This is a genomic window from Streptomyces sp. LS-MS-L19 (assembly GCF_058382285.1).
The window spans coordinates 3,092,500-3,114,912 of the sequence record NZ_JBYCLL010000001.1 but is presented as its reverse complement, the minus strand read 5'-3'; the positions used below and the strand labels follow the sequence as shown (position 1 = coordinate 3,114,912).

Below are 22,413 nucleotides of genomic sequence, written 5' to 3'. Positions count from 1 at the left end.
GTCCGCAGTCGCGGCCGGAGTCCTGGTTCTGTTCCGCTCCCATTTTCGCCTCCCCCTCGGCGCATCGCCATGCGGGCGGGGGATGTCGAGCCCGTTCTCCGGGGCGCCCGAGGTCGCTCAGCTCACGGTGTGCAGGCGGAGGAGGGCGGCGGTGCCGGGGCGGGGCAGGTGGACGCTGAGCAGTCCGCGGGCCGGGTCCCATCGCGCGGTGCAGTCGGAGACCGTCGGGTAGAGGACCACCGGTTCGGGGTGGCTGCCCCGCAGGTGGGGGAGGGGGATGGTGACGACGTCGGGGCCGGGCGCGCCGGCGGGTGACTCCCGGCGCCACACGGTGAGCAGCGCGCCGTCGGCGGTGTGCAGGCCATGCGTGATCCACGTGTCCTCCCAGCCCGGCAGACCGAGGGGCCAGAAGGGGTGGGCGTCGTGGATCTCCGGCCGGATGTCCCGGTAGACGGAGATGGCCGAGCGGACGAGGGCGAACTGTTCGGCGCTCATGAGGTTGAGGAAGCCGGAGAGGTGGATACGGCCCAGGAGTGCGCCGGTGAGGGTGAAGGCGATCTCGTCCGGGCTGAAGTGCGGCTGCGGGTAGGCCCACACCGCCGCCTGCTCCGGGGTCACCGCGGTCGGCGCCGCCGCGGCGATCGGGGGGTAGCGCAGGTAGTCCTGCTGGTCGCTGGTGGACTGGAGCTGGGTCAGGGCCAACTGCGCGTAGTCCATGCGCAGACCGCCGGAACCGCAGTTCTCCAGGACCAGGCCGGGATGCCGGTCGAGGACACCGGCCAGCCAGTCGAGATGGGCGCGGTGGTGTCCGAGCAGGCCCGCCCCCGGGCTCTCGGGGCCGTTCTCCGTGCCGGGGCCGATGTTGATGTTGTAGTCGAGTTTGAGGTAGCCGACCCCCCACTCGCCGACCAGCCGGTCCACGACCTCGTCCAGGTGGGCACGGGCGGCCGGGTGGCGCAGGTCGAGGTGGTGCCGGCCGTGTTCGGTGACGCGGAGCCCGCCCCGCCGGAAGAACGCCTCGTCGGGCAGGGCGTGGGCCAGGGGGCTGCGGACGCCGACGACCTCGGGTTCGAGCCAGAGCCCCGGGGTCATGCCGTGGCGCCTGATCGTGTCCAGGACCTCCGGCAGACCGGCCGGGAACCGGTTCGGAGCGGCTTCCCATGCTCCGACGGCGTCCCACCAGCCCTGGGCGTCGTCGTCGTACCAGCCCGCGTCGATGACGAACACCTCCGCTCCGGCGGCGGCCGCGGACTCGATCAGGGGCAGCAGCCGTTCGGTGGTGGGGTCACCCATGAGGGTGTTCATGTAGTCGTTGTAGATCACCGGCAGCGCGCGGTGGTCGGGATGGTCGCGGCGGATGCTCCTGCGGTAGTCCGTCAGGACCCCGAACGCGGCGTCCAGGCCACCGGTCTCCGTCCGCACCAGGACGGCGGGCACGGTGGTGAACTCCTGGCCGGGGGCGAGGGTGTGCTGCCACTGGTGGTGGGCGTCGTCGGGGCCGAACAGGGCTACGTAGGCGGCGCCTTCGCGTTCACCGGTCTCGAACCGCCAGCCGGCGCTGGACTCGATCTGCCACAGCCAGGCGCGGCCGTCCCGGTCGGTGAGGCCGGCGACGGGGAGGTGGCGGCCGGTGGACCAGCTTCCCTGCGAGTACCGCTCGAAGCAGCCGCGGCCCTCGTGCCCGTGGGCGGACCTGTTCAACGGGACGACCTGGTCGCGGTAGGGGGCCTGCCGCCAACGGCATTCGGCGAGCCAGTCGTTGTCCGCCCAGTGCAGGGTGAGGCCGTCGAGGGCGCCTTCGGCGATGCCGCCGAGGGTCAGGGTGCTCACGCTCTCCAGCCGGACCGGCACACTGCCCTCGTTGACCAACCGCACCCGGGCCCTCAGGAACCCGCCGCGGGCGAGCCGCCTGGTCGTACGGGCCGGGCCCGCGGGCGCGGAACCCGATCCCGCCGATCCCGCTCCGGCCGGGTCCACGCCGGACCAGCTTTCAGGGGCGGAACCCGAACCCACAGAACCCGCCGCGGTCGTATCCACGCCGGCCCAGCTCTCAGCGACATCACCCGACCCCGCCGATCCCGCCCCAGCCGAGACTGCCCCGGCAGACCCCCCCACCCCCGTCTCCAGCACAACCTCCGCGGTCAGGCCGGTCACCGCGTCCGTCAGCCTGATCGTCGTACGCTCGCGCCCGCCCCCCACCTCGACCGTCTCGTGGTCGCGGTACGCCAGACGCTCGCCGATGGCCGTCTCGATGAACCGCTCGCCCGACCACAGGCGCCCATGCCCGGTCGCCGTGACCTCCACCAGCGGAACGAGACAGGCCATGTCCTGGCCGGGTCTGCCCAGTCTCACCGATCCGGTGCTGTCCACGACGGCATGCAGCCCCAGTTCCGGGCACGCCCAGATACGGGATCGCTCGGCTACGGCAGCGGTCAACGTGATTCCCCTTCCGGGACGGTTCGGTTCCGCTAGGGTTCCGGCGCTGGGCTGAGCTGGGCGTTCACGCTCACAGGACGGTCTCCTGCAATGTGACCGCTCACAATCCTGTCACGCAAGTGACCGGTCACACAAGCGCACGCAAGTGTGGTCGCCGACGAGCCACCAAGACCTCAGCCCGCGCCCGTCGCGCGAGACCACTCGGCCGCACGGGGTTTCGGAACCGTCAAAGGTCTTGTCACCGGTGGGCGCGTCGTGCGAGTGTCCGGGCGATGGTTACGTAACCATGGCCGGTTTGCATGGGTTTGGGGCGTCCGTAACGGGGCCCCGGGCTCATCCATGGCTCGGCTCAGGTGGCGAACCCGCACCCGCCCCTCCGCGTTTTTCGTCACTGGAGACGACATGACCAAGACCCCGACGAGGTCGAGAAGACTGGCCAGTGTGCTCATGGCCGGTTTCGGCGCGACACTCATGTTGCTGACCGCCCCCCACCCCGCCCTCGCCGAGTCGGCCGGGACGACGTCAGCCGCCTCGTACGCGCCGGCCAAGCCCGCGCCGAAGGGCGCCACCAGTGACTTCCGCGGCGTGAACTGGGCCGACCCGCGCGACAACTACGCCAGTGACGCCGTGGTGCCCAGCGGGCTCAAGGTGACCGACAGCTACGGCACCGTGTACCGCACCACGCAGAAGATGGTGCGCGGCTTCAAGAAGAACCTGGGCGCCAACACGCTGCGACTGCCGATCAACCCGGCGAGCGTGGGCACCACCTGGTGGAAGTCGTACCGGGCGACGATCGACGCGGCCACCGCCTCCGGGGACAAGGTCATCGTCAGCTACTGGGAGGCCGACAGCAGCAAGGACGGGCTGGTCGACGACCCGGCGGCCTGGAACACCATGTGGAACACCGTGGTGCGGGAGTACAAGAACAACCCGCGGGTCTACTTCGAGCCCATGAACGAGCCGCACGGCTACACCCTGGACCAGTGGGTCTCGGTCACCAGCGGCTGGCTGGGCCGGCACAAGGACGTCCCGCGCGGGCGGGTCGTGATCAGCGGCACCGGCTACAACGACAACGTCACCGGTGTCGGCGCGGCCCCCGCGCTGCGCGGCACGCTGCTGTCGCTGCACTTCTACGGCTACTGGGCCAGCCACACCACGCAGGCGGACTGGACCGCCGACCTCGAGGCCCGGATCGGCAAGTACGCCGGCCGGACCGTCATCGACGAGGCCGGCTCCCCGATGACCATCGGCCTGAACTACGGCGCCTGGAACGGCAACGTCTACACCTCGTACCTGGCGGCCGTGGCCAACACCGCCCGCAGCAAGGGCATGGGCCTGGTGTACTGGCCCGGCCTGCGGTTCGGGGACGCCTACTCGATCGAGTCGCTGGACGCCGACGGCAACCTGGTGGACAACAGCGCCACCGGCGTCGCGCTGCTGCGCTGGGGCTACGGCTTCGGCACGACCCCGCCGGTCAACGACCTGCCGCCGGCCCCTCCCGGCGAGGTCCTGCGCGGAGTGGGCTCGAACCGCTGCGTCGACGTGCCCGGCTTCAGCACCACCGACAACACCCAGCTCGACCTCTGGGACTGCAACGGCGGCGGCAACCAGACCTGGAACTGGGACGCGAACAAGCAGCTCACCGTCTACGGCAACAAGTGCATGACGCTGGGCGGCAGCGGAGCCTCGGCGGGGGACCCCGTGGTCATCTCCGACTGCACCGGCGCGGCGGCCCAGCAGTGGAACGTGAACGCGGACCTCTCGGTGACCAGCGTCGCCAACCCGGCGCTCTGCCTGGACGCGGCCGGCGCGGGCACCGGCAACGGCACGGCGGTCGACGTCTGGTACTGCAACGGCGGCAGCAACCAGCAGTGGACCAGGAGCTGATGACGCCCCGGCACCACTGACCCGAACCGTCGGCGCCGCCGCGCCTCGCCCTACGGCGAGGCCGGCGGCGCTTCTGTGCAACGGCCGATCCTGCTCAGCACCTACGGCGGTCAGCCGTGCCGGAAGGCATCGACAGGATCATCCGCGGATCGCGAAGGCGATGAACTGGGTCACCTGGCGTGCGGCGAAGTTGTCGTCGGAGACCAGGACGACGGTACGGCGGCCGTCGGGGAGGCGGGGGCCGAGGGTGATGCCCTCGACGTTGTCGACCCGGGACAGCCCGGGTACGTCGGACAGGTCGCTCACCAGCGTCTTGCGGACCGGTCGCACGGGCGGCGCGGACGGGTCGGTGAGGGAGTCGCGGCCGAGGACGTCGGTGGCGCCGCGCAGGTCGACCAGGTAGATCCGGGCCTTCCAGTTGTTGTCGGCGTAGATCGAGGCGCGCTCCAGGATCAGGAAGCGGTCGTGGTCGAGGGCGACGAGGTCGCTCACCCCGTTGGTGTCGGTGCTGCCCGCCGGGGTCGTGGCGAACAGCGGCTCCAGCGGGTAGGCGTACTGGGCCAGCGGCTGTCCGGTACGGGTGTCGTGGACGGTGATGCGGGTCAGCGCGCCGTGCTCGGGGGTGGGGTCGTCGCCGTCCTGGTAGAGGGGGTCCTCCATGGCGGTGACGATCCGCCGGCCGTCCGGGGTGAAGGTGACTCCTTCCAGCGTCTGGTTCTTGCGGGGGCCGAACTCCTGCGCATTCATGTGCAGTTGCGGGGGCAGCGGGAGCTGTCCGGTCCAGGCGCCGGTCGTGGTGGCGCGGCGGATCCAGGGGTCGCCGAGCAGGGCCGGGCCGTCGGACGGGACGATGCGCTCGCCCTCGCTCGTCCAGGCCAGACTGCCGTCGCGCGGGTCGACGGCGATGCCCTCCGGGTCGGGTGCGACGGTGGCGGTGGCGGTCGAGGTGGGCGGGAAAGCGGTGCCGTCCGGGCGGAGCCAGGGGTGGGTGCCGGTCAGCTCTACGCCCTTGAGGGTGCCGCCGGTGAGGTCGACGCGGGCGGTGTAGAAGCGGGCGGGGCCGGTCTGCGACCGGTCGTCGCTGATCACGTAGTACGTGCCGGACTTCGCGTCGTAGCTGATGGCGGACAGCCCGCCGACGGTGGTGCCCTGGAAGGGCATGGCGTTCGGCAGCTCCCGCTCGCCGAGGAGATCCAGCCGTACGCCGCTGTCGTGAGCGGCGGCCGGGGTGCCGATGAGGGCGGGAAGCGCGGCGAGGACGACGGCGGTGGCGATGATCCGGGCGCGGGCGGCGCGGATGCTCATGGGGTCTCCGTGAGGTGTGGGGAGGGCAGGCCGGGAGGGGACGCGGGCGCGGTACGGGACGCGCGACGGCGCCGCCAGGCGAAGAACGCGAGGGCGACCAGGGTGAAGGCGTACGGGATCGCCGAGACCAGCTGCGACGGGATGTCCAGGTTGCCGAGCTGGACGGCGAGGGCCTCGGCGGTGCCGAAGCCGAGGGCGGCGAGGAAGACGCCCCAGGGGCGCAGGGCGCCGAGGAAGACGGCGGCCAGGGCGATGTAGCCGCGGCCCGCGGTCATGCCGGTGACGAAGAAGGACACCGCGCCCATGCTCAGGAACACTCCGGCCGCCCCGGCCAGCGCGCCGCTGAGCGCGAGGGCGCGGAACTGGACCCGGTGCACGTGGATGCCGACCGAGCGGGCCGCCTCGGGATGCTCGCCGACGGCACGCAGATGGAAGCCGAACCGGGCCCGGTACAGCAGCCAGGCCACCGCGGGGGCGGCGGCGAGCGCGGCCCAGGTCAGCACGTTCTGCCCGCTGAGCACCGCGCCGAGACCGGGAACGTCCTCGATGAGGGGCAGCCGGACCGAGGGCAGCGCCCCGCTGTGCAGCCTGCTGGTCCCGCCCTTGTCGCCGAGCAGCGCGTACACGGTGTAAGCGGTCGCGCCCGCCGCGAGCAGGTTGAGCCCGATGCCGGCGATGATGGCGTCCGCGCCGAGGTACAGGTGCAGCACGCCGAGCAGCAGCGCGAGGAGCGCGCCCCCGGCGATCCCGCAGACGGCGCCCGCCCACACCGAGCCGCTGTACCCGGCGACCAGCGCACCCGTGCAGGCGGCGGTCAGCATCGAGCCCTCCAGCGCGATGTTGGGCACGCCGGCCCGCTCGGCCAGCAGACCGCCGAGGGCGGCGAGGACGTACGGCGTGGACACCCCGAGGATCGCCGCGAGGAAACCGGTGCTGAGCACGACGTCGAGGACCGGGCCCATCAGCGGGCCTCCCTTCGGGCGAGGTACCGCTTGACGAGTTCGGGCAGCGCCCGGGCGGTCACGAGCAGCACGATGACCGCCTGGATGATGGTCACGGCCTCGGAGCCGACGTCGGTCTGCTGCTCCATCACATCGCCGCCGACGCGCAGATACGAGTAGAGGAGCGCGGCGGCGACCACGCCGACCGGGTTGTTGCGGCCCAGCAGGGCGACGACGATGCCCTCGAAGGCCAGGCCGCCGGCCATGTCGGGCTGGAGGCCGCCGTAGACGCCGAGCGCGAGGTGCGCCCCGGCGAGACCGGCGAGCGCGCCGCCGATGACGAAGCTCCACTCGATGGTGCGCGGTACGTCGAGGCCGCCGTAGCGGGCGAAGTCCGGGTTGGAGCCGGTGATCCGGATGCGGTAGCCGAGCGGTGTCCTCGCGAGCAGGAACCAGACGGCCGCGGCCACCGCGAGCATCCCGAACAGGCCGATGTTCGCCTGGTCCAGCGGGACGCCGAAGAAGTCCGAGAGCAGGGGCAGCGCCGAGTCGGGCCGCACCGGGGCGGACTGCACGGCGCTGCTGTCGGGCGCCTTGATGTGGTCGGTGAGGAGATAGTCGAAGACGCGTACGACGACGGCGTTCAGCATGAGGGTGGCCACGATCTCGTTGGCGCCGAGGCGGGCCTTCATCACCCCCGGGACCGCGCCCAGCGCACCCCCGGCGAGGGCGGCGACGGCGAGCGGCACCAGGACGGCGGCGACGGGCGGCAGGTGCAGGTGGATCGCGACCAGTGCGCTCGCCAGAGCACCGGCGTACACCTGGCCCTCCGCGCCGAGGCTGATCTGCCGGGCCCGGAAGGGGATCGACACGGACAGGCCGAGCAGCGCCAGGGTGGTGGCGTCGGCGAGCCAGCGGCCGATCCGGGGCGTGCGCTCCAACGGGCCGGTGAGCAGGGCGTGCAGCGCGCCGGTGGCGTCCTTGCCGGTGGCCAGGACGACCAGGAAGGCGATCAGGACGGCGACGGCGACGGTGAGCACGGTCATCGTCAGCTCGACGAGCGCCGTACGCCGCCGGGTGGCCAGGAACTCCCGGCGCCCCTGTGTCTCGGGCCGCCCCTGCCGTTCCGCGTCCGGTTCCAGGATCGAGGTCATCGGACACCTGCCGTGATCCGCTCGTCCGGATGCCGCTCCACACCGAGCATGTACAGGCCGGTGGCCTCCTCGGTGAGCCCGGCCGGATCGTCGAAGCGGGCGACCAGTCGGCCGTCCTTGATGACCAGCAACCGGTCGGAGAGCGCGAGCAGTTCACCGAGGTCGGCGGAGACCAGCAGTACCGCCGCGCCCGCGTCCCGGGCCGCGACGAGCCGTTCGTACATGAACTGCATGGCGCCGATGTCGACGCCCCGGGTGAGCTGGGCGGCGAGCAACAGGCGTGGTTTCGCGGACAGTTCGCGGGCGACGACGACCTTCTGCAGGTTGCCGCCGGACAGCGAACCGGCCGTAGCGTCGGGATGCGGGGCGCGGATCGCGTACCGGCCGATCAGGTCCTCGGCCAGTTCACGGATGCGGCGGGTGCGCAGGATGCCGTGGCGGGCGACGGGGGGCCGGTCGTGGCGGTCGACGATCAGGTTGTCGGCGAGGGAGCGGTCCAGGGCCGCCCCGTTGGACAGCCGGTCCTCGGGCACGTGGGCGACACCGGCCCGGCGGTGGCCCGCCGCGTCGAGGTGGGTGACGTCGGTGCCGTCCACGGTGACCGTTCCGGCGGTGGGGCGGCGCAGTCCGGCGAGGAGTTCGACGAGTTCGGTCTGGCCGTTGCCCTCGACGCCCGCGAGTCCGACGATCTCACCGGCCGCGATGTCGAGGGACACGTCGTGCACCGAGGGGCCGGAGAGTCCTCGTACCCGGAGCACTCCCGCTCCGGGGCGGGCCGGGGGCCTGGTCACGTCGAGGGTCATCTCCCGGCCGACCATCATGGACGCGAGCTGCGCCGGGGTCGCCTCCTCGGTGCGTACGGTCGCGATCATCGACCCGGCGCGCATGACGGTGACCCGGTCGCTGATCTCCCGTACCTCCTTGAGCTTGTGCGAGATGAACAGCACGGTCATGCCCGAGTCGCGCAGTCTGCGGACCGCGGTGAACAGGTCGGTGGTCTCCTGGGGGGTGAGCACGGCGGTGGGCTCGTCGAGGATCAGGATGCGGGCGCCGCGGTGCAGGGCCTTGAGGATCTCGGCGCGCTGACGCATCCCCACCGACACCGCGTCGACCCTGGCCTCCGGGTCGACGGCGAGCCCCGCCTCCTCGGCCAGCGCGGCGGTGCGTTCGGCGGCGGCCGCGCGGTCGACGCGGCCGGCTGGGCCCGGCTCGACGCCGAGGACGACGTTCTCGGCGATGGTGAACGACGGCACCAGCATGAGGTTCTGGTGGACCATGCCCACCCCGAGGGCGATGGCGTCCTGCGGCCGGGAGAACCTGACCGGCCTGCCGTGCACGCTGAGTTGCCCGGCCGACGGCTGTTCGAGCCCGTACAGCAGCTTCATCAGGGTGGACTTGCCGGCGCCGTTCTGCCCGACGATCGCCCTGATCTCGCCGACGGGCACCGACAGGTCGACGTCGATCACGGCGCGGGTGCCGTTGGGGTAGGTCTTGCCCAGGCCCGTGGCCGCAAGGGCGGGTGGGGCCTTCTCCGCGGCGCCGTGCACGGCCGCGTCGGTTTCCTCGATGGGTTCCACCAGTGTTCCTCGGAGGTCAGAAGGCCGAAGGGACCTTGACGGCACCGGACTTGACCTTCGCGGCCTGCGCCTCGAGCTCGGCGCGTACGGCGGCGGGGACGAGCTTGTCGAAGTTGGCGTTGTCCACGTAACCCACGCCGTCCTCGGCCAGGCCCACGGCGGCGGGCTTCCCGTAGGCGAGCGTGCCGGCCTTGTTCGCCTCGGCCGCCAGGTAGAGGGCGTTGCCGGCGTTCTTGAGGATGGAGGTGACGACGGTCTCCCGCTGAGCGGGGTCGGTGAGCGTCTTGTACTGGTCGGAGTCGACGCCGAAGGCGTACCGCTTGGCGGCGACGGCCGACTCGAACACGCCGAGCCCGGAGGATCCGGCGACGGGCCACACCAGTTCGGCGCCCTGTCCGTACATCGCGGAGGCGATCTGCTTGCCCTTCGCCGGGTCGCCGAACGGGTTGTCGCCGCCGACGTACTGCACGAGGACACCGGAGGACGGATTTCCGCCCGCCGCCTCGAAGCCCGCCTTGAAGCCGACGACGAAGTCCTCGATGACGGGTATCTTCACTCCGCCGATCACGCCCACCTTGCCGTTTCCGGTGCTGCCGGGAAGGGAGTTGGCGGCGACGAGTTTGTCGGCGAGGAATCCGGCGAGATAAGCGGCCTCGTTCTGCTTGAACGTGACCGAGTAGACGTTCGCGCACTTGTTGGAGCAGCCGCTCTTGCCCGTGTAGTCGACGGAGCCGTCGAAGAGCCAGAACTTCTTGTCCGGGTATTCCGGGGCCAGTTTGGAGACGAAGCCGACGGTGTCGACGGTGCCCGCGGCGAGCACGTCGTAGTCGTCGCCGGCGGCGGCGTCCTCGAAGCCGGAGGACCACTTGGTGCGGTCGCTGCCCAGCTCGACGACCTTCAGGCTGTAGCCGAGGTCCTTCTCGGTCTTCTTCAGGCCCGCGTACGCGGAGTCGAAGAAGGAGCGGTCGCCGAGGTTTCCGTTGATGACGAACTTGATTCTCAGCTTTCCGGATTTCCCGGACCGGGCGGAGTCGGAGTCCGTCGAGGCGCCGCACGCGGCGAGGGCGAGGGAGAGCGCGGCGACGCCTCCCAGAATTCTGATCTTGTTCATCGCCTGGATTCACTTTCTCTGCGGGGGGCATTCCCGGTCATTGGCCGAAAGCTATGCAATGCAAAACGTTTTGGCTACGGGTCTTTGTGTTCTCTCGCGTTAGGAGATTGTTTCCGGGAGCAGCGCGGTGGCCGCGATGGTGACGGCCCTGTCGAAGTCGGTCTCCCGTTCGGCCGGGGTGAGCGCCTCGGCGCGGCGCACGTGGTCGCTGACGGTCAGGACGGCGAGCGCCTGGCCGCCCTCGGCGGCGGCGGTCGCGTACAGGCCCGCGGCCTCCATCTCGACGGCGAGGGTCCCGTGTGCTTCCAGCCGCTCGAACAGCGCCGGACGCTCCAGATAGAAGTGGTCGGTGGTGAACACCGGCCCGATGTGCGTGCGTGCTCCACCACCGGCCCCGGTCTCGGCGGCCCGTGCGGCCGCCGCGGCCAGGCCGAAGGAGGCGGTGTGACTGAGGTGCACTCCGTCGATACGGCGGCTGCCCATCGCCGAGTCGGTGTGGGCGGCGGTGGCCACGACGACGTCCCGCAGCCGCACCGAGGCGGGGAGGGCGCCCGCGGTGCCCACCCGCACGATGCGACGCACGCCGTAGAAGCGGAACAGCTCGGTGGCGTAGATCGTGACGGACGGCATGCCCATACCGGAGGCCAGCACGGACAGCGGCGCCCCTCGGTACGTTCCGGTGTACCCCTCGATGCCCCGCACGTCGGTGACCAGCCGGGCATCCTGAAGGATCGTTTCCGCGATCCGGCGGGCCCGGCGCGGGTCGCCGGGCATCAGCACGTCCGGCGCGAAGTCGCCGGGGGCGGCCGAGAGGTGGGGGGTGACCATCAGGCCTGCTCCTCTGTCTCTGCCGGGGTGCCGGACAGCCAGCGGACCAGCCGGTCCCACAGCTCGGGATAGCCCTGCCAGTCGAGGAAGCCGGGCGGGGCCCAGTGCGGCGCCAGGTCCGACGTGAAGGCCGCCGACCTCCCCGCGCCGTATTCGCCGACCGCCAGCAGCGGATGGCCCGCGCACTCGACGAGCAGCTCCGCGCGCTCCCGTACCGCCACCTCGTTGAGGCCGAGCAGCTCAGGCCAGGTCGCGTCCAGTCCGTCGACCACCGGGTGCCGGGCGAGGACCCGGGGTGCGGCCCCGGCGGGCAGCTCCACCCGGTCGTCCCGGTCGTGCAGGGTGACCGGCAGCGCGGCGGCCAGCGGGGTGCGGCCCCAGCGGGCCTTGGCGTCGATGCCGGTGAAGGTGAGGTAGCCCCCGACCATCAGCAGGCCCCCGCCGCGCTCGACGTACCCCCGGAGCAGTTCCGTGCGGTCCGGCGCGGGGACCGAGTGGGCGAAGGTCTGCGGGGTGAGCTGGAAGCTGTTGGCCCCGACATCGCTGATCACGACGACGTCGTAGGCGTCCAGGCCCTCGGCGGTGGCGGGCACTCTGCTCGCTATCTCGTGCGCCGGGACGTACGTCACCGTGTGGCCGCGGTCGCGCAGCGCGTCGAGGAAGACCTGTGCGCCCTCGACGTACTCGGAGGTGAAGAAGGAGTCGAACCCCTTCTGGTGGACGGAGTGGGTGAACCAGGACTCACCCACGACGAGGACATGGGGCATCGCTGTACGGCCTTTCACAAGAGGGGTGTGGAGTGGGGTGGTGGGGCGGCGGTGCCCCGGTCAGCGGGCCGGGCGCACGGGCGCCGTACTGTCGCGGACCTTCAGCCGGACCGGCAGGATGTGCCGGGACGCGGGGGGTACCTCGTCCCGGTGGACGTAGCTCAGGAGCTGGGCGCCGGCCGTGCGGCCGATGTCGTAGGCGGGCTGGTGGACGGTGGTGAGGCGGGGGTGGACGCGGGAGGCGAGCATGATGTCGTCGAAGCCCGCCACCGAGACGTCGCCGGGGACGCGCAGGCCCGCGTCCTCCAGGGCGGCGACCGCGCCGAGCGCCATCAGGTCGTTGGCGGCGAACACCGCGGTGAAGCGACGCGGACCGCCGCGCTCCAGGGCCGTGGCGACCATGTCGTAGCCGGACCGTTCGACGAACGCGCCCTCGACCTCGGTGACGCCCGTATCGCCGAACGCCTCCCGGAAACCGGCGATCCGCTCCAGGCTGCTGACCAGGTCCACCGGCCCGCTGATCGCCAGCACCCGGCGGTGGCCCAGCTCCCGCAGGTGCTGCCCGATCAGCCGGCCGCCGGCGCGGTGGTCGGCGGTGACCAGGATGGTCTGTTCCAGCAGCCCGGGGACGACCTCGTCGGCCAGGGCGATGGGGAACCGCCCGAGCAGCGACGCCAGCCGGTTACGGGAGGGCGGCGAGCCGGAGGCGTACACCATGCCGTCGATGAACCGGCCGCGGAGCATCTCCAGATAGCGGTCCTCGCGGTCGGGGTCGAACTCGGTGTTGCACAGGATGACCCCGTAGCCGAGGTCGTGGGCCGCGTCGTCGACGCCCTTGGCGAGTTCGGCGAAGAACTGGTTGGTGATGTCGGGCACCAGCAGACCTATGACGTTGGTCGAACCGGCCTGGAGGTTGCGGGCCGTGGACGCCGGGACGTAACCCAGCCGGCTGACGACCGCGCGGACCCGCTCGGCGGTCTCCTCCGCGACCGGGCGGTTGCCGCTCAGCACGTGGGACACGGTGGTCGGGCTGACCCGGGCGGCGGCCGCCACGTCCTTGATCGACGCGGGCCGCCGCAACCGGCGGCGCCCCGGCTCCACGTCCCGCTCAGGGGTCATAGTGCTGCACCGCCCTGCCGTGCGAGGTGTCGAGAAGCGCGGGCACGCGTGCCTCGATCTCGGCCAGCAGCGCGGGCAGGTCCACCGTGAGCAGCCGGCCGTCCCGCACCACGACCCGGCCGTCGACCACGACCGTGCGCACATCGCTCGCGCGGGCGCTGTAGACCAGGGCCGCCACCGGGTCGTGCACCGGACGGCAGTGCGCTCCGCCGAGGTCGACCAGCACGATGTCCCCGGCCCGGCCCGGCTCCAGCGCGCCGATCCGGTCCCCGAGACCCAGGGCCCGGGCCCCGCCACGCGTGGCCAGCCGGACGGTGTCGGAGACCGTCATCCAGGTCGCGTCCCGTTCGGCCTGCTTCTGGGTGAGCGCGATCAGCCGCATCGCCTCCCACACGTCCAGCGTGTTGTGCCCCGCCGCCCCGTCCGTCCCGGCCCCGACGGCGACACCGGCGTCCAGCAGGCCCCGTACCGGGGTGAGCGGATGCAGGGCGTGCTTCAGATACACCTTCGGGCAGCAGGCCACGCCCGTACGGTCCCGGTGCGCGGCCAGGGTCGGCAGGTCGTCCGGGACGATGCCGCACCCGTGCGCGATCAGCGCGCCCGCGTCCAGCACCCCGGTCCGCTCCAGCACCGTGATGGGGGTGATGCCGCGCCGGGCGAGACTCGACTCGGTCTGCTCGAGGTGCTCGGCGGCGTGGATGTGGATGCGCAGGCCCGCCTCCCGGGCCAGCTCCGCGAGACGGACCAGGTCCGCGTCGTCGACGGTGTACGGCGCGTGCGGGCCCAGCGACGCCGTGATCCGTCCGTCGCCCGTGCCGTGCAGGGCTACGGCGGTCTCGGCGCTCTCCTCCAGGGCCGCGCGGCCCCTGCTGCTGAAGAAGGTCGGCGCGAGGTCGGCCCGGATACCGCTCCGTACGACGGCGTCGGCGATCCGCTCGGCGTGGAAGTAGTGGTCGGCGAACGTGGTCACCCCGCTGAGCAGCATCTCCGCACAGGCCAGCTCCGCGCCGAGGCCGATGTCGGCGGGGGTGAGGTTGACCTCCATGGGCCACACCCGCTCGTTGAACCAGGCCTCCACGCTCACGTCCTCGGCGGCGCCGCGCATCAGCGTCATCGGTCCGTGCGTGTGGGCGTTCACCAGACCGGGCACGGCGAGCAGTCCCGTGCCGTCCACGGTCTCCACCCCGGGTGCCTCGGGCCCGGAGCCCGCCGGGCCCAGCCAGGCGATCACTCCGTCCTGGACCAGGATGTCCTGGTCCGTCTCCACTCGGCAGGGGGCCTGCTCGGGCGTCACGAGCACCGAGCAGGACGTCACGATCAGTCGGCGCGTCATGCGGATCCTTCCGTTCGAACCGGACGTTAAGGATCCAAAACGTTTTGCACAAGCCCTGGTCGTGCCGGGTCGCGGAGGGTGGTTCCGAGTTGCATGGGGGCGGCAATGTAGTGATGTGTTCCGTCGGCGCACAGCACGGATGCTGGAGGTGGGCGGATGTCCGTCACGCGGATTGATCTCGATGACGAGGCACTCGCCGAGGCCATGCGGCTGATGGGTGCCACCACGAAGAAGGAGACCGTCAACACGGCCCTGCGGGACTATGTGGCACGGATCAAGCGCCTCGAAGCCGCAGAGCGTCTGGCCGCGCGTGGTGCGCGTGGCGAGTGCGAACAGGCCGCGGCGGCGCATGACGCGGGCAAGCGTGCCCGGCGCGAGGCTTTTGAGTGATCACATACCTGCTCGACACGTCCGCGCTGTGGACGCACTGTGCCGGCTCTCTCCCGTTTCGAAGACTGCCTGGCGTTGGGTGGATACCGCCCAGTACAAACTGACCCAGCAAGGGCAGCATCGTGCGGCCGGAGCGATCGGCCTGTTGGTGTGTGCGACCGCGGTTCATCACGGGCACACCGTCCTCCACGTGGACACCGACTTCGCGACCGTGGCCGGAGTGCTCAAGGAAGTTCAGCAGCGGGACGTACGCGGCTGATCTCGGCTCCGTGCCTTCAGTCCGCGTCCGCGACCACGGACCCGACCCGGTCGGCCAGAGCCGGGTCGCGGCGGACCAGAAGGGCCGCGTAGCCGACGGCGGCGAGCAGGGCGGCCAGGGCCGCGTACGGGAACCAGTTGTACGGGGCGGGCTGGCCCGGCTTGGCGAGGTAGTACAGCGGGACCAGGATGGCCGCGGTGCCGAGCGCGGGCAGCACCAGGTGCCGGACCACCCGGAACTCCTGCGGCCGGTATCTGCGGTAGTACAGCGGCAGGGCGATGTTGGAGGCGAGGTAGACCAGCAGGATCAGGATGGTGCCGAGGGTCGAGGACTCGGTGAAGAAGACCACCGGGTCCATGGAGTCGCCGCCGGATCCCAGCAGGTGGCCCAGGCCCCAGCCGCCGATGATCAGCAGGGCGGTGACGGCGAAGGTGACGATCGCGTTGTTCGGCGTACGACGGGTGGGGTGCACGTAGCCGAAGAAGGAGGGGAGCAGTCCCTCGCGTCCGGCGTTGAACACCACGCGGGCCTGGGAGTTGATGCCGGCGACCAGCACGCCCAGCGTGGAGGTCAGACCGCCCAGGTAGGTGAGGAACGCCAGTGCGCCCAGGGTGTGCTGGGCCACCTCGATGAACGGGATCGGGGAGGCGCCGAGTCGGTTCACGTCGTAGCCGAAGCCGGTCACCGTGGCGTAGGCGAAGAGCACGTAGCTCACTGTCATGATCGCGATGGAGGAGAACACCGCGCGGCCGACGTTGCGCCGGGGGTTCTCCGTCTCCTCGGCGAGCGCGGCCGAGTTCTCCCAGCCGACGAACAGGTACACCGCCAGGGGGAAGCCCGCCGCCAGTCCCCTGAAGCCGTGGCTGATGTGGCCGGGCAGGAACGGATCGAGGGAGAGGGAGCCGCGGTGTTCCACGAGCGCCGCGACCGAGACCACGGCCAGGACCAGCATCTCCACGCCGAAGAAGTAGCCGGCCCACTTGGTGGAGACCACGATCCCGCGCAGCATCAGCCCCACGGCCAGCCCGGTGAGCAGCAGGGTCCAGATGATCCACGGCAGGTCCACGCCGGTGTAGTGGTACAGGGTGATCTGCACGAACCCGCCGGAGATGGCGATGACGGAGGCCATCGCGATGATGTAGCCGAGCCCCGCCAGCAGTGCCGTGGTCACCGCGCTGACGGGCCCGAAGGTCTTGCCCACGAAGGTGGTGAAGCTGCCCGCCGAGGGGTGTGCCCGGGAGAACTCCGCCAGCGTGTTGCCGAGCAGCGCGACCGCGACGCCCGCGGCGACGATGGTCAGGGGTGAGGCCACGCCCGCGGTGGTGGCCAGGAAGGCGAAGCCGAAGAAGAAGCTCATGGCCGGGCCGACGTTGGCCATCGTGGCGGCCGCGATGTCCGCCATGCCGAGGACGCCGCCGCGCAGCCGCTGCGAGGCGCCGCCGACGGGACCCGGCGGGGACAGCGGGCCTGCTCCGGGGTGGGGCATGGCGGCAACTCCTTGTGCGGTGGTGGCCTGAGGGGCGCCGGTCCGGCCACCGGCGCGGGTTTTTCGACGGTCGGACCGGCACGAGCGGGCGTCAGCGGTGCCGGGATCGCTGGTGCGCCTTCACCGCCTGTACGGCCGGATCGGTCGCGCCCCGGCCCAGTTCGGTGAGCAGTTCGGCGTGGCAGTGGTTCAGGGCCCGTACCGCCTCGGGGTGCGGCGCGGGCAGCAGCAGGCAGAGCCGGCCGAGCAGGTCGGCGGTGAGCTCGCGCATTCCGGCGCCGCCGAGCGTCTCCGCGAGGTCCAGGTGGAAGCGGGCCTCCAACTCGGCCAGGTGTGCCGGATCGCCGGTCCGCTCCGTCTCATCGACCAGCGCCCGGAGCCCCTCCAGCCGCTCGGCCGGGACTTCTCCCGAGCCGTGCGCCACGAGGCCGCATTCGAGCAGCAGATGGAAGGCGTCCAGTGCGGCGGCCTCCTCGGCGTCGTGCATCACGGCGACGACGGTGTCCCAGTCCTGCGCGACGAAGGTGCCGCCCGCCCGTCCGCGCCGGCGGTCGAGCAGGCCGTCCTGGCACATGCCCTCCAGCGCGCGGCGGACGGTGATCTCGCTGATCCCCAGTTCCTCGGCGAGGACCCCGGCGTCCGGCAGCCGGTCTCCCGGTCGCACGGAGCGCAGGCGTACCCGCAGCGCGATTCTCGACCGGACGAGATCGGAGCCGTTCTGGCCCCCGCCGGGCAGGGCGCGGGCGTGTCCCACGCCGGTGACCGACGCCGTCCGAGCCGGGCCCGGCTGGTTGTAAGGCCCGAACTTGCCCGCTGCATTCACCACGACGCCACCCTAACGGCCTGCTGAACGCGGTCCCGGTCCCCGGAGGAGGGCTCGCGCGAGTGTGGTGCACAGGGGCTCCCAGGGGGCGGGGACGGCGGCTGGAGGAAAAAATTAGAGCAAGGTGAACAGTTAAACAAGACCCTGCCGCGACCGGTCCGGCAGTAGCGGGGAAGGGTGTTCAGGCGGTCGCGAAGAAAAGGCCCTGAGCTGGGGATTCACGCCCGGAGGGGTGTGCCTGCGGGAGGCGTCGAGGGTGTGTGCGCGTGTGCCCGGGAGGCGTCGTTCCCCTGTCGGGTGCCGCGCGAATGCCGTCCCTCGGCCGCTGGGGTCTCTTGTTTTTTCTGATCGCCCTGAACTATTTTCCTCGGCGTCACCGGGTGGCCGATACGGCAGACACCGGCCTCCGGTCGTGGTCCACCATGCCCTCCCCGCGTCCGTGATCACCACCCCCGACCCGGCACCCCCGCGCGCCCCGCCCGGCGAATCCGCACGGCCATCTCCGTCCGCCTCGCCGGGATCGTCCCCGTTCCCCGCCAGACCCCTGGATGTCGCGATGACAACACGTCCCCCTGCACCCGCTCCCGACAAGGTCACCACCACCGAAGGCACCCCAGCCGGATCCGGCCTGCAGGCCGGACTGAAGAACCGCCATCTGTCGATGATCGCGATCGGCGGTGTCATCGGAGCGGGGCTGTTCGTCGGTTCCGGCTCGGGCATCGCCGCCGCGGGGCCCGGCATTCTCGTGTCGTACGCACTCGTGGGCGCCCTGGTCGTGCTCGTGATGCGCATGCTGGGCGAGATGGCCGCCGCGAACCCGACCTCCGGCTCCTTCTCCGCCTACGCCGACCGCGCGCTCGGCCGCTGGGCCGGGTTCTCCATCGGCTGGCTGTACTGGTTCTTCTGGGTCGTGGTGCTCGCCGTGGAGGCGACCGCCGGCGCGAAGATCCTGGAGAGCTGGATACCGGGCGTGCCGCAGTGGGCCTGGGCCCTGATAGTGATGGTCGTACTGACCGTCTCCAACCTCGCCTCGGTCTCCTCCTACGGCGAGTTCGAGTTCTGGTTCGCCGGGATCAAGGTCGTCGCCATCGTCGCGTTCATCGGGGTCGGCCTCCTGGCGGTCTTCGGGATCCTGCCGGGCACGCACAGCGACACCGCGGGGCTGTCCAACCTCACCGCGCACGGCGGCTTCCTGCCCAACGGACCCGGCAAGATCCTCACCGGTGTGCTGATGGTGGTCTTCTCGTTCATGGGCAGCGAGATCGTCACCCTGGCGGCCGGGGAGTCCGAGGACCCGCAGCGCGCGGTCACCAAGGCCACCAACAGCGTCATCTGGCGGATCGGCGTGTTCTACCTCGGCTCGATCTTCATCGTGCTGACCCTGCTGCCCTGGAACTCCCCGGCCATCACCAAGGACGGCTCGTACGTCGCCGCCCTGGACTCCCTCGGCATCGCGCACGCCGGGCAGGTCATGAACTTCATCGTGCTCACCTCCGTGCTGTCCTGCCTGAACTCCGGCCTCTACACGGCCTCCCGCATGGCCTTCTCCCTCGGCCGCCGCGGTGACGCCCCCGCCGCGTTCGGCCGGACCAAGCGCCGGGGTGTGCCGCAGGCCGCGATCCTCGCCTCGGTCGTCTTCGGCTTCGTCGCGGTGTTCTTCAACTACGTCTGGCCCGACACGGTCTTCCTGTTCCTGCTCAACTCCTCCGGTGCCATCGCCCTGTTCGTCTGGCTCGTCATCTGCTTCTCGCAGCTGCGCATGCGCCGGATCATCCAGGCCGAGTCGCCGGAGAAGCTCGTCGTGCGCATGTGGCTCTTCCCGTACCTGACGTGGGCCACCATCGCCCTGATCGTGTTCGTGCTCGGCTACATGCTCACCGACACCGCCTCCGGCGGCGGCCGGGACCAGGTGGTCCTGTCCAGCCTGGTGGCCGTGGGCGTGGTGGCCTTCGCACTGCTCCGCGGGCGGCTGTCACCGACGGCCCGGCAGAGGTGATCACCGCCTCGTAGCAGCCCCGGCCCGCACAGGGCCGGTCCACGGCCGGCAGCACAGCCGGTGACGCGGCACCCGCCTCGCGTCACCGGCTCGCGTCGGCCTCCGCCCTGCGCGTCGGGCTGCCCAGCGCCCAGAAGAGGACGCCGAGGAGCATGAAGCCGAGGAGGGGGAGGGCCTCGGTCAGGAGGTACTTCACCCGCTCTCCGTGGTGCCACCCGTCCGGGGCGTAGGCCTTGCTGAACCAGTGGTCGCCGAGGCCCGGCGCGACCAGTTGCACGGTCGCGAAGACGACGAGTGCGGTGAGGACCACGCTGATGGCGAGGGGTGCGGGCGCCGTGTAGGGGCGCGGCACGTGCGGAGCCCTGTAACGCAGCACCGCGAGCGCCGGGAAGATGCCCAGGTAGCTGACCAGCGTCGTGGAGACGGCCAGGCCCAGGACCGCGCCGAAGAGCTTCGCCGCGCTGCCGTTCGTCAGTTCGTGGGCCAGCACCAGGACGGCCGTGGAGACCAGACCGCTCAGGACGTTCACGCGGACCGGGGTGCCGAAGCGGCTGGAGATGACGCCGAGGAAGCGCGGGGCCGCGCCGTCGTAGCCGGAGACGGCGAGCGCGCGGTCGGAACCCATCACCCAGGTCACGCCCGAGGACAGCACCGTGAGGATGAACAGGATCGCGGCGAGGTCCCCGAGCGCGCTGCCGGCCCCGCTCAGGGTCGCGGTGCCGTCGCCGGCGACATGGCCGCCGTAGACCGTGAAGACCTGCCGGATCGCGTCGATGAAGCCGCCGAGGCCGGTAATGGCCTTGACGGGCAGCACGAGCAGGATGCCGAGGATGGGCAGGGCGTAGAGGAGCACGGAGAGGGCGGCGCTGCGGAAGACGGCGTACGGCACGTCCTTCTGCGCGTCGGTCATCTCGTCGCCCGCGGTGCTGGGCAGTTCGAAGCCGACGAAGTTGAACATCAGGACCGGCACCAGGCCGACGAAGCCCGCGTACGTGGGGGAGAAGTCGCCGAGGCCGAATCCGTGCAGGCCGTGCTGGACGCCGTAGACCACGACGGTGACGGTGAACAGGCCGAGCAGGAGGAAGCGGCTCCAGGCGCCGATGGTGGGGATCCACTTGCCGACGTCGAAGGAGAGGATCGCGGCGAGCACGCCCACCCAGACGAACACCAGGGTGAAGACGTAGAAGGCGGGGGTGCTCAGGTCCTTGCCGCCGTTGAAGAAGGTCGTGTACGCGGTGACGGCCGAGACGGAGAGCGTGCCGCCCAGCCACACCGGGTTGGTGATCCAGTAGAGGAAGTTGTTGACCGCGCCGGCCAGGCGGCCGAAGGCGCGGCTGGTCCAGATGTAGGGGCCACCCTCGTCGGGGAAGGCGGCGCCGAGTTCGGCGGTGAGCAGCGCCGAGGGGACGAAGAACACCAGGGCCAGCACGATGAGCCAGGTGAAGGCCTCCGCGCCGGAGGAGGCCACCGTGCCGATGGTGTCGACGCCGACGATCGTGCACAGCAGGAAGAACAGGATGTCGAAGCGGCCGAAGTGCTTGCGCAGCTTCTGCCGTTCCGACTGGGCTGCCGCCGGCGGGCCGGCCGGCTCTTTTGTCAGGGGGCCAGCGGTCACCAGGGGCTCCTGCGGATGAGCGGGACAGGCGGGATTCGGCCAATGATCGGTGCCCCCGCACAAGCTCACAAGCGTTCATTGGGAAGTCTTGACCGGGTATTGCCGAAATTGGACGGGCGTACTGCGCCGGTGTGCGCCCCGTGCGCGGGTCGGTGTCTCCACGTGTCCCGGCCGCGTGGCGCGGACCAGGCTTGATCGGGGGTTGTCGGGGGTAGTTCTCCTCCCCCGGGAGTAGCGGGAGGGCGGGCAGTCGTCCCGGGGCGGCAGGGCAGGTGCCTCCGTGGGCACGATGTGCGGGCGGGTCTCGAGGGCGAGGCTGGTTCGTGTCGGGGAACAGCAATCCAGGCCCGAGGAGGGCGCCATGAACCGCCAGATCCGTGTTCGCGTCACCCGTCGGCCCTCGTCCACCCGTGACACCCGGCAGCCCGAGATCGACCGCCGCACCCCGTCGGGACGCCTGCTGCCGTACTGACCCCACCCACCGGCCGACGCCGAAGTCGGCTCAGGCAGGCGTCAGTTCAGGCAGAAGCGATGTCACGCCGAAGTCGGCTCAGGCGGACGTCAGTTCAGGCACACGTGAGGTCAGGCTGAAGTCGGCCCAGGCACACGTCAGTTCAGGCACCGGTCTATCGCCGTCCGCAGTGCCCGCCGTACCGCCGGCGACGCGTGCGGTTCCTCGCCACCGGCCCCGGCCGTGACCACCGCGGCGACCGTGCGCAGCTTGGTGTTGGAGAGCTGGGAGGCCTCCCGCAGGACGTCCCACGCCTGGTCCGGGGAGCAGGCGTGGGTGGCCATCAGGACCCCGCGTGCCTGGTCGATGACCGGGCGGCTGACGATCGCCCGGCGCAACTGCTCCACCTCCGTGCGCAGCAGGTCCAGCTGCTGGGTGCGCTCCAGGACCACCACCGAGGGCACCGGTTCCCGGCGCGTGGCGGGTCCGTTCAGCGGGTCCCCGGGATCCAGGCCGGCCGTCTCCAGGACCCGGCGCGGCTGGTCGTTCCAGCCGGTCGCCGTCACCGGCACGCGCCGGAGCCGCCCGTAGGTGTCGAGCGCTTCCAGGAACTGGAGCCCCGCCGTGTCCATGAAGGACACCTCCCGCATGTCCAGATGAACCCTGCGGACGGCGTCCGGCAACCCCGCCAGCGTCCTGGCCAGGACCTGTGCACAGCCGTGGACCAGTTCGCCGCGGGGGACGAGCACGGCCCGGTCCCCGTCCACCCGGCCGTCGACGGTCAGGGCGTCCAGCCGCCCCGCGAGCGATGTGTGTGTCGCTGAGCTCATGTCCGCCTCGCTGCTCCCCACAGTCGTCACGACGTTGAGTCACCGATCACCGCCGGCCCTCCGGCTAGCCCTGGGTGCGGCCGCGGGGATCGGCGTTGCTGGAGT

General features: G+C 71.3%; 17 protein-coding genes and 1 pseudogene. 4 read left to right on the top strand and 14 right to left on the bottom strand.

Translation table 11 applies throughout. From position 1 onward, the window contains the following. Positions 1-117 precede the first annotated feature (117 nt). Positions 118-2,325, bottom strand: a complete 2,208-nt coding sequence (locus tag AC2XR2_RS13745; RefSeq protein ID WP_491518447.1) for a glycoside hydrolase family 36 protein — start codon at positions 2,323-2,325, stop codon at positions 118-120. 513 nt (positions 2,326-2,838) lie between these two features. On the opposite strand from AC2XR2_RS13745, the gene AC2XR2_RS13740 reads away from it, so the two are divergent. Beyond that, positions 2,839-4,323 carry a ricin-type beta-trefoil lectin domain protein gene (locus tag AC2XR2_RS13740; protein WP_491515176.1) on the top strand — a complete coding sequence of 495 codons (1,485 nt, stop codon included), beginning with the start codon at positions 2,839-2,841 and terminating at the stop codon, positions 4,321-4,323. Positions 4,324-4,461: 138 nt separating this feature from the next. Here AC2XR2_RS13740 and AC2XR2_RS13735 read toward each other — a convergent pair whose 3' ends face one another. The 9 genes from AC2XR2_RS13735 to AC2XR2_RS13695 all read right to left on the bottom strand — a co-directional run bounded on the left by AC2XR2_RS13735 (position 4,462) and on the right by AC2XR2_RS13695 (position 14,458). Continuing rightward, entirely contained in the window at positions 4,462-5,628 is a 1,167-nt protein-coding gene (locus AC2XR2_RS13735; protein ID WP_491515175.1) for an esterase-like activity of phytase family protein, read from the bottom strand. Beyond that, on the bottom strand, positions 5,625-6,590 hold the full coding sequence (locus tag AC2XR2_RS13730) for an ABC transporter permease (RefSeq protein ID WP_381301984.1): 966 nt from the start codon (positions 6,588-6,590) through the stop codon (positions 5,625-5,627). The genes AC2XR2_RS13735 and AC2XR2_RS13730 overlap by 4 nt, the downstream gene beginning before the upstream one ends. Beyond that, complete coding sequence (locus tag AC2XR2_RS13725) at positions 6,590-7,723, bottom strand: ABC transporter permease (RefSeq protein ID WP_491515174.1); 1,134 nt, start codon at positions 7,721-7,723, stop codon at positions 6,590-6,592. The genes AC2XR2_RS13730 and AC2XR2_RS13725 overlap by 1 nt, the downstream gene beginning before the upstream one ends. Further along, on the bottom strand, positions 7,720-9,300 hold the full coding sequence (locus AC2XR2_RS13720; RefSeq protein ID WP_491515173.1) for an ABC transporter ATP-binding protein: 1,581 nt from the start codon (positions 9,298-9,300) through the stop codon (positions 7,720-7,722). The genes AC2XR2_RS13725 and AC2XR2_RS13720 overlap by 4 nt, the downstream gene beginning before the upstream one ends. 16 nt (positions 9,301-9,316) lie before the next feature. Beyond that, positions 9,317-10,411 (bottom strand): BMP family lipoprotein, encoded by a 1,095-nt coding sequence (locus AC2XR2_RS13715; RefSeq protein WP_449348234.1) that lies wholly within the window; start codon positions 10,409-10,411, stop codon positions 9,317-9,319. 99 nt (positions 10,412-10,510) lie between these two features. Beyond that, complete coding sequence (gene deoD, locus AC2XR2_RS13710) at positions 10,511-11,239, bottom strand: purine-nucleoside phosphorylase (RefSeq protein WP_381301980.1); 729 nt, start codon at positions 11,237-11,239, stop codon at positions 10,511-10,513. Then, positions 11,239-12,006, bottom strand: a complete 768-nt coding sequence (locus AC2XR2_RS13705; protein WP_449348233.1) for a glutamine amidotransferase — start codon at positions 12,004-12,006, stop codon at positions 11,239-11,241. The genes deoD and AC2XR2_RS13705 overlap by 1 nt, the downstream gene beginning before the upstream one ends. A gap of 60 nt (positions 12,007-12,066) precedes the next feature. After that, positions 12,067-13,125, bottom strand: a complete 1,059-nt coding sequence (locus AC2XR2_RS13700; RefSeq protein ID WP_491515172.1) for a LacI family DNA-binding transcriptional regulator — start codon at positions 13,123-13,125, stop codon at positions 12,067-12,069. Further along, positions 13,115-14,458, bottom strand: a complete 1,344-nt coding sequence (locus tag AC2XR2_RS13695) for an amidohydrolase (protein ID WP_491515171.1) — start codon at positions 14,456-14,458, stop codon at positions 13,115-13,117. Before AC2XR2_RS13695 ends, AC2XR2_RS13700 begins: the two co-directional genes overlap by 11 nt. A gap of 156 nt (positions 14,459-14,614) precedes the next feature. Here AC2XR2_RS13695 and AC2XR2_RS13690 point away from each other — a divergent pair, with 156 nt between their 5' ends. Next, entirely contained in the window at positions 14,615-14,848 is a 234-nt protein-coding gene (locus AC2XR2_RS13690; protein ID WP_491515170.1) for a type II toxin-antitoxin system VapB family antitoxin, read from the top strand. A 28-nt stretch (positions 14,849-14,876) separates the two neighbouring features. Next, a pseudogene (locus AC2XR2_RS13685) lies at positions 14,877-15,107 on the top strand (PIN domain-containing protein); the annotation flags it as partial. 16 nt (positions 15,108-15,123) lie between these two features. On the opposite strand, the gene AC2XR2_RS13680 reads toward AC2XR2_RS13685, so the two are convergent. Next, complete coding sequence (locus AC2XR2_RS13680) at positions 15,124-16,593, bottom strand: APC family permease (protein ID WP_491515169.1); 1,470 nt, start codon at positions 16,591-16,593, stop codon at positions 15,124-15,126. A gap of 91 nt (positions 16,594-16,684) precedes the next feature. Next, positions 16,685-17,419: a FadR/GntR family transcriptional regulator gene (locus AC2XR2_RS13675; protein ID WP_449348229.1), complete on the bottom strand. Its 735-nt coding sequence runs from the start codon at positions 17,417-17,419 to the stop codon at positions 16,685-16,687. Between the two features lie 553 nt (positions 17,420-17,972). On the opposite strand from AC2XR2_RS13675, the gene AC2XR2_RS13670 reads away from it, so the two are divergent. Then, positions 17,973-19,412 carry an amino acid permease gene (locus AC2XR2_RS13670; RefSeq protein WP_491515168.1) on the top strand — a complete coding sequence of 480 codons (1,440 nt, stop codon included), beginning with the start codon at positions 17,973-17,975 and terminating at the stop codon, positions 19,410-19,412. A gap of 82 nt (positions 19,413-19,494) precedes the next feature. On the opposite strand, the gene AC2XR2_RS13665 is transcribed toward AC2XR2_RS13670, so the two are convergent. Next, complete coding sequence (locus AC2XR2_RS13665; RefSeq protein WP_491515167.1) at positions 19,495-21,027, bottom strand: APC family permease; 1,533 nt, start codon at positions 21,025-21,027, stop codon at positions 19,495-19,497. 609 nt (positions 21,028-21,636) lie between these two features. After that, entirely contained in the window at positions 21,637-22,308 is a 672-nt protein-coding gene (locus AC2XR2_RS13660; RefSeq protein ID WP_491515166.1) for an ANTAR domain-containing response regulator, read from the bottom strand. Positions 22,309-22,413 lie beyond the last annotated feature (105 nt).